This is a genomic window from Bacillus sp. SRB3LM, assembly GCF_015712745.1.
Classification (GTDB): Bacteria; Bacillota; Bacilli; order Bacillales; family Bacillaceae_G; genus Bacillus_A; species Bacillus_A thuringiensis_K.
Map to the genome: position 1 here is coordinate 408277 of NZ_VWVQ01000076.1, position 13133 is coordinate 421409.

Genomic DNA, 13133 nt, shown 5'->3' on the forward strand with positions numbered 1-13133 from the left:
ATGATTTCTTTTGTGAAAATTTTCAGGTGTTTTTCAAGTCAGGTCATGGCCGTTATCTAATCTATTGTATGTATCTGCAGTGAGGCTCTTATGTTAATCATAAGAGCCTGTTTGCATGTTCAATTTGTTTTTATGTACAATAAGAAAAAAGAGATCTTATCAGACAGGGAGAGGAAGCTCATGTCCAATTAAAATTGGTCAATTTACGTATTGATTTTGCCTTTAAACAATTATTCGGGACATCCGGAAGCGAAGATATCTTGTTAACATTTCTAAATGCAATGTTAGCTGATTCATTGGAATCTCCTATTCGATCCCTGCAATTCGAAGATCCACATTTACATTGAGAACATGAAGAGGATAAATTATCAATTCTAGACGTATCGGCCACATTAGACACAGGAACCAAAATTAATATTGAGATCCAGTTGAATAATAATCATGACCTTTTAAAGCGATCCCTTTATTATTGGAGCAAGCTCTATGCATCTCAATTAAAAAAGGGAATGCCCTACAGCTCATTGCATAAAACCATTACAATCAACTTATTGAACTTTGTCATGTTTAAAGACTATGAAGCATTTCATACGACGGGGAAATTGTGGAATATGCAACAGCAGCAACTCTTAAGCGATGATATCGAAATTCATGTCGTGGAAATTCCAAAATTGCAACAGCAGTGGCGAGAGGAAAAAGTAAATCCATGGGAAGATTCCTTTGTTCGGTGGTTATTACTATTACCAGCCAATGAAGATGAGCATTTAACACATACTCTGGAGGCGATTGCGATGAATCAGGACCCAATTTTACAGAAAGCAATGGATAAATGGGAACATATGAGTCAAGATGCTTCGTTCCGTCAACCTTACGAAGCACGCGAAAAGATTTTGATGGATGAAGCGGCAGGCATTGCACATGCGTTAAATAAAGGATGAGAACAAGGGCTTCAAGAAGGAAAACGTCAAATGATTCTCGGTATGCATAGATTACAAGTCCCAATGGAAACCATTGCACAAGCCAGTGAACTCACGATTGAAGAAGTAAAGAAAATCATAGAGCAGGCATAAAAGAGGCGGTCTTTGGACCGCCTCTTTTTACGAAAAAACACAACAAAGACAGTTATGCCAGACTGTCTTTGTTGTGTTTGTGATTTTGCAAGTTTTTGTAACGTATATATCATATCAAAATAGCTTCTACCATACAAAAGAAAAGCCTATATGTATAGAGTGTGTTGTGAACACGCTTCAAAAAAGAGATACAGCCACGATCATAATCCGTGACTGTATCTCTTCTCTGCGTAAACTCACTATATCTAGCAACTAATCCTTACAGATTGCTCTTCATTTCACAGTATACCTTAACTTGTGGTGAAAATACATACGTTTTACACTAACCCCTTGAATGCCCCCTGGCTCACGATGATGTCCGCCACCATTCCCATGTTGACTCATATAACCTGTATTCCCATCTGCAGTTCTAAAAAGTATGTAATTCATTGTGATTTCCTCCCTTTTTAAATTATATCTTCATACTAGCACAGCGTATCAGAGTAAAACATCATTAAATAATTAAAAATTCCGTCATTTCAAACGTTTTACAATCGCAAAAATAACAGGAACACTAACAGAATTACCCGCTTGTCGGTCGATACAGCTGTATATCTGAATTTACTTTACTTGCTCGTTCAAAGCCGAATCTGAAAACCCTTGAAGTCGCCAAGTTTCTTTTGGTGTAAGATGTCTAATTCTAAAATCCTCTGTTAGTACTGCCTGATTGCAAGCTGTATCCAATGATTGATAATACATGTTAAAAGACTTCACCTGAATAGTTTAATCCTAAAACTTCCTGAGCAGAATATAAAATAAGGAAGGTGATTGGGATTGGTGAAGACCATTTTAATTAGAGATGACACATTGGCACATATAAAAAATGATTTAGTTGAAATCAGTCAGTCTAATGTAAATTCCAAAGGTTTAACTCATGTTCAAATTACTTTAAACAAAAATGAAATTATACATCTCGTGAATAAACTACAAAGTATGTTTGGAAAAATAGATATTTGCATTCACTGTGATAAAGTGATAGATGCATTTGAAATACCTTATCGATATAAAAGTCGCAAACAAGCACATCTCGGTTGCCATATTTATAATAATAGAGAGCGTGTATAAATTAACTCCCCATCTTTTAAAGTAATGGGGAGTTAATTTATTGTTTTAATTGATTTGTCAAAATTGAGCATCCATCATTAAATAATATGTAGCATCATTTATATACCTATAATGACTTGTATATTGTTTAGTAGCAATGTCCAAGTGTCCATTATTTTGATTCAACTTTTTAATTAAAAATGTTAGATAATATCTAGTGAAATTATATCGTTCATTGTCCAGGGTAAAAGGTATAATTTCTATATCATTTATTATGCCACCTTTAATGCAATCCTCAACTAAAGGAGAGCGTACTCGATAACAATAGAGGTTTGCAAAATCAGATGCATTTGTATCATAGAAAAATATGTATCTTGTTCTTCATAATTTTGAACGTTACCCATAGATTTCCTCCATTTTTTATATTCGATTTTGCTCATCCCCCGAAAAAGGGAAACAATATGAACATATAAAAGAGCGGACAATTAGCCTTGAGAATCTAAGGTATTACTTAGATGCGATTGATGTATATCCTAATTATGCAAATTTTAAACAGCGTGTATTGAAACCTTCCCAAAAAGAATTAAATCAAAAAACTGATATATCTTTTGAATTTGAAGAAATTAAGTTAGGTAGGAAGGTACAAAAAATTAAATTTATCATACGTAGTCAAAAAAGAAAGGATACGGATTTAGCTCATTTTGAAAAAAATTAGATGAATTTCAGCTGCCAAATACATTTGAACAGAAAATTAAACGTTTTGAAGAGCAATGTAAAGGGAAAGTATATCCTACAGTATTAGAAAAATGGAAAAAACATGAGGAATTGGTTTTAGAAATTATTGATGATATCCGCTTCCGTGTAGATATAGATTCGCAAATGGGTTATGTAGAATATATGCTTAATTCTCGATTAAAAGAACTATCCGAAGCCCCAATGCTTAAACAAGATATTCAAGGAAGTTTTTCTTTGGAAATAGATAATATTATAGATGCAGTAATAGCCAAATACTCAAAATCTACAAGGGCTGTAGCCACATTCTTAGTAAAAGATACTGCTATTAATGAATTGGTAAAAATTTGTACATTAGAGGAAGCGGAAGAGTGTTGGAAGAAAAACGAAGAAATTGTTATGAATAGTATTTATAGATACATAAAAAAACAATAGAAGAAAAAGAAGTCCCAGATAATCTTTTGGAGCTTATTTGTTATTAATAAATCAACGACTGTTATGCTTAAAAGTCGCCCCATAGTTTCCGTTATTTTCCATCTTTAAATACACGCAATGCATCTTTACGGAATTTGTCTTTTTCAGCATCTGACTTTTTGAAGTCATATTGATATAAAGCGGATTCCCAATCCCCATACATCGGATTCGGAAACACAATAAACTTTTCTCCAAGTGCTTCGTGCATCTCTTCGACCGCTTGATTTCTATCTATCGCAATATTTTTTCTTCGCTCTTCCTTTCCTTTTTTATCTTTTCTTTGCAATAAGACATGCTCCTGATCAGCTTGCGGGATATTCAGTTTCTGTAAGTTTTGTAAAGTCGCATCTAATTAACTCTGTTTGCGATTTGAGATGTAGTAGATCGCCACACTTTTTTCATTGGCATGTTGTAAAAAGGAAACGTAGCCAGGAAGAGAATCTGCTTTCGCTTGTTGAATCCATTCGTCCCATTTATAATGGATATCCTTTTCCTGTTTTCACGGTCATGGCTTGATACGGACTATTATCCACCACTGTTTCATCTAAATCTAAAACGATGGCAGGTTTTTTCTCGGTACCTTTGGCAAGTGCCATGTCTAATTTCATCTTTCCGATAGTATATCCTTGATGATAGAGTGTTTTAACTTCTCCAGCCGTTTGATACCAAGCATCGGCCATAACTGTTGTTCGGTTAATGAAGATGTTTGTTTCGGCTGTGTTTGTGGTGACTGATATCCCATAAGAGAAAAAGAAAACAGTGTTAGAGCTATACTTGTTTTCAAAATGAGTTTCATTATGTATTACGCTCCTGAATGTATGTTTTGTATGGGCTTACCATACAGGAGTTATATTCAAAATACAATCCTCTTTTATTAGAAACAACTTTGATTTTATCCTTTTTAAAGGGGAAAAAGGGAGTTTTTAATTTTTACGATATAAAAATTATCTACAATCATTTTAAGAGTGATTATAAGGGCACTATTCCATATTCACTCATTAAGGTGTTTTTATTATATATAAATTCAAAGTGTTTGTAGACGAATCTGAATGAGTTGTTCAAGATGGAAGTGGCTATATTTGGTTTGCGAAACCATCATTCCGTCATTGATTGGTTTTGCAGACATAACTAAAACGGTTCTGTTGCAAAGTTTCTTAAGAAATAAAAAGGTGAAATTGATTATATCTGAATCTTATGCAATTGTGAGTAATTGTTGTAATTCATTGTACGTTGAAAAACCGAAGTCTGAGCCAAGACTTCGGTTTCTTTTATATAAAGCATGAACGGTTTCAATGCCTTTCAAGGTACGTGAAGCATGTCGAAGGTTTTGAAATCCTGCGGATTTAACAAAACGTCTTTTAACATGCCTATGGTCCTGTTCTATAAGATTATTCAGATGTTTGATAGTGCAATGAGTTGTATGTTTATAAAAACCTTGTTCTTTTAATTTGTTAAATGCACATAGTAACGCTGGGGCTTTACCAATCTTTCCATAAAGGCATATGCCGCCTGATGATCTCGTGTTTTTCGAAGCTGAATATCTAATGTGTATCCATCTTTATCAATCGCACGATATAAATAAACCCATTTTCCTTTTCCTTTTATATAAGTCTCGTCTAATTTCCACGATGATCGTACCTGCTTGTTTTTCTTCTTCCAGATTTGATAAATCAAATTCCCATATTCATGGACCCAACGCATGATAGTTGTTGGATGAACCGATATTCCACGCTCTCTCAAAAGTTCAGATACATCGCGATAACTTAAAGAAAAACGGCTACTAAAATAATATCTTTTTTGAATTGCTTTCCTTTAAAATATCTCATGTTTCATTCTCCTCAGCACATTTTCCCTACAGTTTAGCTGCATTTAAAAAACTTTGCAACAGAACCATATAACATATAGCGATTAGATGTTGAATAGGTGTCGCATGGATAGAACATGTTTATAATATGTTTTCTGCCACTTCGATGCCAAGTAACGAGCGTACATGTTCTATATGATTGGCGATTGTAACTGAGGAGGAACCAGCAAATAGCAAGCCAATGGCAACGCCATCATTTGTCGTGATTAAAGAGCCAGAATCTCCTCCGGAAGAAAGGTTTGTTGTGACAATTTGATCTCGAAACCGTGCAACCCTACCACTTCCGTAATTTACATCGACGGTTGCGTTTACTGCAGTAATGACGCCATGTGTATGATTTGTTGTCCGTCCCGTTTTCATGACACGTGTACCGACGGTAACATTTTGTTGTCGTCGCCAGCCTTGCATAGAACCAATCCAATGAATCGAACGATCGATTTGATGAAATGGTGCTTCTGCAATCGCAGCATCAACGAGATTGCTTTGATTTTCAAGTGGTACTTGCGAAGAAAAGGTAATTGGGACAAACCTTGATAAAGTTGCAATCCGATCCGTTGGATCGCTTCCCCCATCAATTGGACCAGGTTGTAAAATAGGATCGCCTATGTTCGCATTATTACTATTCGCTAATACATGATTGTTACTTAGTATATAATATCGACTTGGGATACCATATCCATGTGCGGGCGGATTGGTAGAACCATTTGGTAATATATCATATACGCAAGTCGCAATCGTACCTGCCGTCACATTTCGATGAGCAACGCTATATCCTCCTTTGGCTGGACGAATTCGAGTGGAAAGTGCCTGTGTATCAACTTGTAATGTTTGTTGATTCCCAGCAAGTAGATACCCTGTTTGAATGACGTCAGTTTTGATGCCGTTTATTTCTTTTGGAATGACTTGATTGGTTTCTAATGTTTCCACAGGTAGTTTTTGGTCTACAAATACAAGCAAAGAGGGTGTGCCTGTCATAACCCCGTTTACCTGTTGAATACCAGCTCCAATACCTGTTACATTCCGAAACTGTAAGAAATCCTCCTCTACACTTTGCTGTACCTTTTGAATGTCTTGTTGTTCCTGAATCGTCAACACTTTTATATTTGAATGTGTTCCCATAACACTCGCCCCCTTACCCCGTGTAATGATTTGTAATGGTCCCCACTTCTATAATGTTCGTGGGGTATGCTTCTAATTGTGTAGGTATTTGTTCCACTGCTTTTAATTGAGAACGTGGTACTTTTTTTGAAACAAATACTTGAATCACTTCTTTTCCTTGTACACATCCCATTCCTACTCCTACAACATAAGGTAAACGTAATAAATCTGTTTCATATTTGCGCACAACTTGTTCTAATTCCATCGGACCGCTCCTTCTTCCTTTAGATGATACATTCGGTTTGTCTTCGATGGGTTTAAAAAATGGTGTATGACACCACTATAAGTATTTAACTGTGCTTCTGCATTTTCCTTCTTGAAGCATACAGAAGAAAGAAAAAAGAGGACCTTTTATAGAAATGTCCTCTAAAACATAGGTCTTTTGTGAACAAACGAACATACAGCAGATATACTTATCACGTTACTTCATGATTTACATGTTGATTTCCAAGGGAGAACGTTTCTTATCTGATTCTGCAGATTGTCCAGAAAGTGTTGTACATTCTTGAAACGCAAATTGTTTACAGCCTTTACATTTAGATATCTCCAATTCTTGTAGTGCAAAATGCAATGCTACTCCTGTACGTGTGAAAAAGTGTGGTTCGCCAATTCTTTCGTATAATCCTGTTTGATGGCATATTTCTTTCGGTTGATGCTGGATACCGGAAATCAAAAGGGTTCCTTGTTTTTCTAGCATTTTCTTTCGAATGTGTTCTACTGCTGACTCTGCCGAAGTATCCATAAAAGAAACGTTTCCCATACGTAGGAGAAGAATGTGTGCGTTAGACTGTAGGGATGACTCTATAGATGTTTCGAATTCTTTTATGGTGCCGAAGAATAAAGGACCTTCTACAGTAAAGATACTGATTTGCGGACAATTTTTCCCATTTGCGACGATGTCTGACTTGACATAGGAATCTACTGGATCTGGCAATACTTTTCGAACACGTAAAGATTTGCTCATTTTTCCAATAAACAGAAGAAACGCAAGGAGTAACCCCACACTGACTCCGGTTGTAAGATCTGCGAAAACGGTTAATAGGAACGTCAAAATCAATACCAGGGTATCTCCTGTTTTTGTTTTTAGGATATGAATAAACTCATGCTTTTCACTCATATTCCAAGCAACGACCATTAAAATCGGTGCCATACTAGCTAGTGGAATATGAAAGGCAAGCGGAGATAGAAATAATAAAACCAGTAATACTACCATTCCATGTACCATGCCTGATACTGGCGAAGTCGCTCCATTTTTAATATTTGTTGCGGTCCGAGCGATAGCACCGGTCGCAGGAATGCCGCCAAATAATGGTACCACCATATTAGCAATTCCTTGTCCCACCAGTTCTTTATTACTATTATGTTTGCTGTTTGCCATGTTATCTGCCACCATGGCAGACAACAATGATTCAATCCCACCTAATGCCGCAATGATACAGGCTGCTGGAAGTAACATAAGGACAGTATCCCATGTAAATTCAGGCATTTGGAAGTCCGGTATTTGATGCGGGATATCGCCGTATGTAGTCCCAATCGTTTCAATTTGATTCGGAAATAGCAGGGTTGCGATCAAACTGGAAACGACCAAACCCAATAATGCGCCTGGAATGCGAGGTAACCATTTTGTAGCTGCAACCACAATTCCTAAGCAAAGAAAAGCGGTAAGAATACTGTACGGATTCAATTCGGCGATATTTGTCCCAATTTCTTTCATATTATAAAAAAAGGTTTCTTGCTTTTCCAGGTGATGAAGCCCTAAAAAATTTGCAATTTGTCCGGAGAAGATGATGACCGCAATACCAGTCGTAAAACCAATCATGACAGGTCGCGGAATAAAGGTGATAAACCTTCCTAGTTTGCATACGCCCATGATAATAAGTAAAATTCCTGCCATAAAACCAGCAATTAATAAGTTTTCATAGCCATATTGCATCACAATCCCAAGTAAGATGGGTACAAATGCGCCTGTTGGTCCTGCAATCTGATATTTTGATCCACCAAATATGGATACGAGAATTCCTGCGATAATTGTCGTATAAATACCATATTCAGGTCGTACACCGCAAGCAATGGCAAATGCCATTGCAAGCGGAATCGCTACAATCCCTACAACCAATCCTGCCAGCATATCTTTTTGTAAGTTCGCAAGGTTATATCCTGCATATCTGCCTGAAAATCTCATCGTTTTTCCTCCTTTTCCTGCATGTATTTAAGGACTTGTTGTATGTGCGTAGGAATATCCCTCTACAACGACTTCTAAATTTCCTGTTTTGGGATGAATGACAAGTCCATGCACAGGTACATAAGATGGTAATAAGGGGTGTTGGCGTATGATTTCTACACTATGTTGGACACTTTCTTGTACATTGCGGAAACCGGTTAACCATGTAGATAGATCGATTCCTGCATGTTGTAAGGTACGAATGCAAGTGGAATCAATGCCTTGTTGTTTTACCTTTTCTAATAGCGGCTTTGCTTGCAAACCCGCCATGCCACAATCTTCATGACCAATTACACAAATTTCCTCCACTTGTAATTCATAAATGCCCAGTATGATACTCCGCATCATACTACCAAAAGGATGTGAAATCACAGCGCCTGCGTTCTTTATGACTTTGGCATCCCCATTTTGTAAGCCCAATGCTTGTGGTAATAATGTTAACAGTCTGGTATCCATACAGGTTACAATCAATAACTTTTTATTTGGAAATTTGGTCGTAGAAAAAGGTTCGTACTCTTGTTTTTGTACAAACGTTTCATTATGCGTCAATATATTTTCTAGCAATGTCAATTGATAACGCCTCCCTTATTAAGTACGATCACATGAACAGGCTGAAATAAAAAAAGCTTGCCAATTTTTAAGATTGGTAAGCTTTTGATGCGAATTCGGACGTGATCTTATGTTTAGTCTAGAGAGGATAAAATTTGGTGTCAATAACCTAAAACATGAGAAATATATTCTTATATTCTGTAGATTTCTTATAAAATATGAAATTCTTTTTTCTGATTCTTACCTGTATCTCATGTTAAGAACATATATAGGAAAAATAAGTATCATAAAATCACCATACATCTACGTTGTTTCGATTTTTCACTGTTCTACACAGGGAGACATTTTTTTCTGATTCGTAATATGCGTAGGTTGAGAAATACAGATAGTACCTTGTATGTTATATGAAATCCATTTACAATGTAACTAAAGTATCGTTAATGATTCATTTAAGTTTCGTTAACATGAGAATTACCTATATATAATTGATTCATGGTGAAATAGAAAAGAATGAAAGCTGAATCTATCATCATGATAGATGTTTTATGTAAAACTTGGAATTGTTACGAGGGAGACAAATTGAGAACAATGGATGTTTATTAGGAACAATCCATTTCATATATGAAGGAGGAAATAGAATGAACAAAACTGTAAAATATGCAATTCGATTTCTAGCTGTACCCTTTGTAATAGGTGCAGTTCTGTTTAATACAGCGGCAACGCAAAATGTAAAAGCAGCTAGTGAACCATCACTACAAATACAAAAAAATGAAGTGGGAACATTAGAAATTACATTGACAGCTATGGAATGGAAATATGATCATAGTGAGCCTGGGGGATTTAAGTATTATCCTGGAAATAATTTAGCAGATGTAGAATTTACAATCTATAATAAAAAAGACAATACAGAGTATGCAAAGAAACGAACAGATAAAAATGGAAAAGTTTCGTTTCAACTTCCTTTGAATCTTTATTTTTCCTGTAAACAAACATCCGCATATCCAGAAACAAATGGGGGAAGATATGTCCCTGAGACAAGAACGTTTTCTGGATCTTTTAAAACAAACGGAGAAATCTATCAGCATACGGTGTACAATATGTTCACATTATATTAAAAACAAAACCCTTTGAAAAACGATTTCAGTTTTTCAAAGGGTTTTAAGGTACTAACGATTATGTAAATATTTTAGTATGAATCCATTTATGAGCTCCAAATTTGCTGTACCCATTCAGGATGATCAATAAATGGGTTCCGATTCTGTTGGTACTTTGTATAAATAAGCTCATTACGCCTTCGTTCAAAATGATCCACGGGATCCTGTTTATGCCATTGTAATAAGACCGATATTCGTCCCATATAAGGAGAGGTATTGTTGTTTACTCTATCATTTAATTCCAGATCAATTTCTCCATTGTCCCCTTCATACCGAACAGCCATATAAAATAACATTCTAGCAATATCTCCTTTTACATTATCAAGAGGTTCCCAAGAATCACTATCATATTTACAATCTGTTGCTTCTAAATGAGGAGTGCCCCCATTATCAAAATCTAAATTACCACGTGAACTGTTTACAGATACATCGGTTGCTCTTATATGATGAAGATCCGTTCCAGGTCCTGGAGATGTCCCGAAATTACCATGTGATTTTGCCCACACGTGCTCTCGATTCCAGTCATCTACATGAGATCCATTCGTATTTTTCCCCTGTGAGCGCCCTGTATAGAACAGAATAACATTATTTCTATTATTTTGGTCTTCATCTGTATCACGTAGTGCTTCCCATAGCGCATTGTAGGATAGCTTTTTATGATTATCAATAATATTATGAAGTTCTTTCTTTAGCATTACACCGGTTTTTCCAAATGCATTCCGATAATAACTTTCTGTAATTTCCTTTTTATCATAAGTATAAAAAGAATATTCAAATAATTTAAGGCGTTCATGTGTTGTCCCTAGGTTTTCTGCAAATGACTTAGAGGGGACAAACAATATACAGGACAAGAAAATCAAAATAGCTATTTTTCGAATAATCATAGACAAACCTCTCATTTATATCTGTATTTTTTCAAACATTATCAATAGACTGTTTCTATTGATAATGGACTATCTTTTCTTGAAGTTGTTCTAAATAATCCTTTTGAAACATACACATTCGGATTGCGTTGTGGTACTGGCCATCTACAAAAAATTCACCCTGTAATTCCCCTTCTATAGAAAAACCCACCTTTTTATAAATATGAATCGCTTTTTCATTGGTTGTGTTTACAACTAAATACAGCTTGTGCAAATTGAGTACAGAAAAAGCATAATGCATAGCTAAACAGGTGGTCTCCCTTGCATAGCCATTGCCTTGATAGTGGGGATCAATCATAATTTGAAATTCTGCTCGTCTATGAATGTAATCAATCTCTACTAATTCAACCAATCCAATCATGACTGTATTTTTCTCCACAATAAAACGGCGTTCACTTTGATCATGAATATGTTTATCATACAAATCTTGTAATTCAACAAATGCTTCATACGGTTCTTCAAACCAATAAGACATAATATTCGCATTGTTCGTGAGGGTATGTACAAATTTTAAGTCTTCCCGTTCCAATGGTCGTAGCTTAAAACCATTTTTCATTTACAATACTCCTTCCTACTTTTCTCGATTTCAGGATTTTTTTGACCTACTTTTTATACAACAGATTTTCATAAGTGTAGCACATCCTCTCTAATAAAAGATAGACTAGGCAATGTTCAGATGATAACGAATTGTAGCGAATCCACATTGATTTCGTCTGAAGGACGCCGAATCAAACGTTTGTTTAAAAGTAAAGATAAGTAAAGAAGCCCGATATAGTTGCTATATAAATATCCCACTATCAAGGGAATCCCCTTGACGAGTATGGGGTACTCGCTACATTTTGCAATCTCATCCACGCGGATGTCGATGGACGGATAGAGAGTATGAAAAAAGATTGAGCGAATGCGCTCAATCTTCCAAATAACAGCTGACCACAGCCTATAAAATATAATAGTAAACATCCCTCTAGTTGACCTAAGAGGGACCGCTATTTTGCATCTTCAAATACACGCAATGCATCTTTGCGGAGTTGGTCTTTTTCAGCATCTGATTTTTTGAAGTCATATTGATATAAAGCGGATTCCCAATCCCCATACATCGGATTCGGGAATACAATAAACTTTTCTCCAAATGCTTCGTGCATCTCTTCGACAGCTTGATTTCTATCTTGTACAGATTTCTCATCAAATCCCGTAAAATCAGATAAATTATCTCCAAAGAATAGAACAATATCATGTTCTGTCGTCACTTTTTTTCTTCGCTCTTCTTTTCCTTTTTCCCCTTGTCCTTGCAATAAAACATGCTCCTTATCAGCTTGCGGAATATTCAATTTCTGTAAGTTTTGTAACGTAGCATCTCACTGATCTTGTTTGCGATTGGAAATGTAGTAAATCGCTACACCCTTTTCATTTGCATATTGTAAAAAGGAATCAGCGCCAGGGAGGGCATCTGCCTTTGCTTGTTGAATCCATTTCTCCCATTTATAAGGGAACCTTTTCTTCTCTTTTACTATCATGGCTTGATATGAACTATTATCCACGACTGTTTCATCTAAATCTAAAACGATGGCAGTTTTTTTCTCGGTACCTTTGGCAAGTGCCATGTCTAATTTCATCTTTCCTATATTATACCCTTGATGATAGAGCGCTTTGACTTCTCCAGCCGTTTGATACCAAGCGTTTGCCATAACTTGTTGTTCCATTAGTGAAGATGTTTGTTTTGATTGTGTTTCTAGCGACTAGCACCCCACGAGAGAAAGAGAGAACAGCGTTAGAGCTATACTTGTTTTCAAAATTGGTTTCATTATGTATCACACTCCTGGATGTAGGTTTTGTATAGTATAGGCTTACCATACAGAAGTTATCTTCAAAATACAATCCTCTTTTATTAGAAACAACTTTAATTTTATC

General features: G+C 35.9%; 8 protein-coding genes and 7 pseudogenes. 4 read left to right on the plus strand and 11 right to left on the minus strand.

From position 1 onward, the window contains the following. Positions 1-158 precede the first annotated feature (158 nt). A pseudogene (locus tag F3I02_RS23360) lies at positions 159-1067 on the plus strand (Rpn family recombination-promoting nuclease/putative transposase). A 273-nt stretch (positions 1068-1340) separates the two neighbouring features. Here F3I02_RS23360 and F3I02_RS23365 read toward each other — a convergent pair. Together F3I02_RS23365 and F3I02_RS34130 are read right to left on the minus strand one after the other, a co-directional pair. Then, complete coding sequence (locus F3I02_RS23365; RefSeq protein WP_196477488.1) at positions 1341-1496, minus strand: hypothetical protein; 156 nt, start codon at positions 1494-1496, stop codon at positions 1341-1343. A gap of 84 nt (positions 1497-1580) precedes the next feature. Then, positions 1581-1796, minus strand: a pseudogene (locus F3I02_RS34130) (DNA cytosine methyltransferase); the annotation flags it as partial. Positions 1797-1883: 87 nt separating this feature from the next. On the opposite strand from F3I02_RS34130, the gene F3I02_RS23370 reads away from it, so the two are divergent. After that, the gene (locus F3I02_RS23370) at positions 1884-2171 is read left to right on the plus strand and encodes a hypothetical protein (protein ID WP_308018165.1); all 288 of its coding nucleotides are present in this window, start codon (positions 1884-1886) and stop codon (positions 2169-2171) included. A 433-nt stretch (positions 2172-2604) separates the two neighbouring features. After that, positions 2605-3339, plus strand: a pseudogene (locus F3I02_RS23375) (replication initiation protein); the annotation flags it as partial. 69 nt (positions 3340-3408) lie between these two features. Here F3I02_RS23375 and F3I02_RS35025 read toward each other — a convergent pair. From F3I02_RS35025 to F3I02_RS23405, 6 genes and pseudogenes are all read right to left on the minus strand, one after another. Further along, positions 3409-4159 (minus strand): annotated as a pseudogene (locus F3I02_RS35025) (5'-nucleotidase, lipoprotein e(P4) family). A gap of 389 nt (positions 4160-4548) precedes the next feature. Beyond that, positions 4549-5182: pseudogene (locus F3I02_RS23385) on the minus strand (IS6 family transposase). Positions 5183-5301: 119 nt separating this feature from the next. Then, on the minus strand, positions 5302-6339 hold the full coding sequence (locus tag F3I02_RS23390; RefSeq protein WP_196477889.1) for a chymotrypsin family serine protease: 1038 nt from the start codon (positions 6337-6339) through the stop codon (positions 5302-5304). A gap of 13 nt (positions 6340-6352) precedes the next feature. Then, positions 6353-6583 (minus strand): hypothetical protein, encoded by a 231-nt coding sequence (locus F3I02_RS23395; protein WP_196477572.1) that lies wholly within the window; start codon positions 6581-6583, stop codon positions 6353-6355. Positions 6584-6811: 228 nt separating this feature from the next. After that, entirely contained in the window at positions 6812-8560 is a 1749-nt protein-coding gene (locus tag F3I02_RS23400) for a SulP family inorganic anion transporter (RefSeq protein WP_196477573.1), read from the minus strand. Between the two features lie 27 nt (positions 8561-8587). Beyond that, on the minus strand, positions 8588-9169 hold the full coding sequence (locus tag F3I02_RS23405; protein ID WP_196477574.1) for a beta-class carbonic anhydrase: 582 nt from the start codon (positions 9167-9169) through the stop codon (positions 8588-8590). Between the two features lie 617 nt (positions 9170-9786). Here F3I02_RS23405 and F3I02_RS23410 point away from each other — a divergent pair. Continuing rightward, complete coding sequence (locus tag F3I02_RS23410; RefSeq protein ID WP_196477575.1) at positions 9787-10263, plus strand: SpaA isopeptide-forming pilin-related protein; 477 nt, start codon at positions 9787-9789, stop codon at positions 10261-10263. Between the two features lie 86 nt (positions 10264-10349). Here F3I02_RS23410 and F3I02_RS23415 read toward each other — a convergent pair. The 3 genes and pseudogenes from F3I02_RS23415 to F3I02_RS23425 form a co-directional block, all read right to left on the minus strand. Then, a pseudogene (locus tag F3I02_RS23415) lies at positions 10350-11030 on the minus strand (endonuclease I family protein); the annotation flags it as partial. Positions 11031-11241: 211 nt separating this feature from the next. Further along, positions 11242-11781 (minus strand): spermidine N1-acetyltransferase, encoded by a 540-nt coding sequence (gene speG / locus F3I02_RS23420; RefSeq protein WP_196477577.1) that lies wholly within the window; start codon positions 11779-11781, stop codon positions 11242-11244. A gap of 430 nt (positions 11782-12211) precedes the next feature. Beyond that, a pseudogene (locus F3I02_RS23425) lies at positions 12212-12928 on the minus strand (5'-nucleotidase, lipoprotein e(P4) family); the annotation flags it as partial. Positions 12929-13133: the final 205 nt, after the last annotated feature.

Coding starts and splice junctions, on each gene's coding strand:
- F3I02_RS23365 (WP_196477488.1), bottom strand. CDS start 1,496: ATGAATTACATACTTTTTAGAACTGCAGATGGGAATACAGGTTATATG.
- F3I02_RS23390 (WP_196477889.1), bottom strand. CDS start 6,339: ATGGGAACACATTCAAATATAAAAGTGTTGACGATTCAGGAACAACAA.
- F3I02_RS23395 (WP_196477572.1), bottom strand. CDS start 6,583: ATGGAATTAGAACAAGTTGTGCGCAAATATGAAACAGATTTATTACGT.
- F3I02_RS23400 (WP_196477573.1), bottom strand. CDS start 8,560: ATGAGATTTTCAGGCAGATATGCAGGATATAACCTTGCGAACTTACAA.
- F3I02_RS23410 (WP_196477575.1), top strand. CDS start 9,787: ATGAACAAAACTGTAAAATATGCAATTCGATTTCTAGCTGTACCCTTT.
- speG (WP_196477577.1), bottom strand. CDS start 11,781: ATGAAAAATGGTTTTAAGCTACGACCATTGGAACGGGAAGACTTAAAA.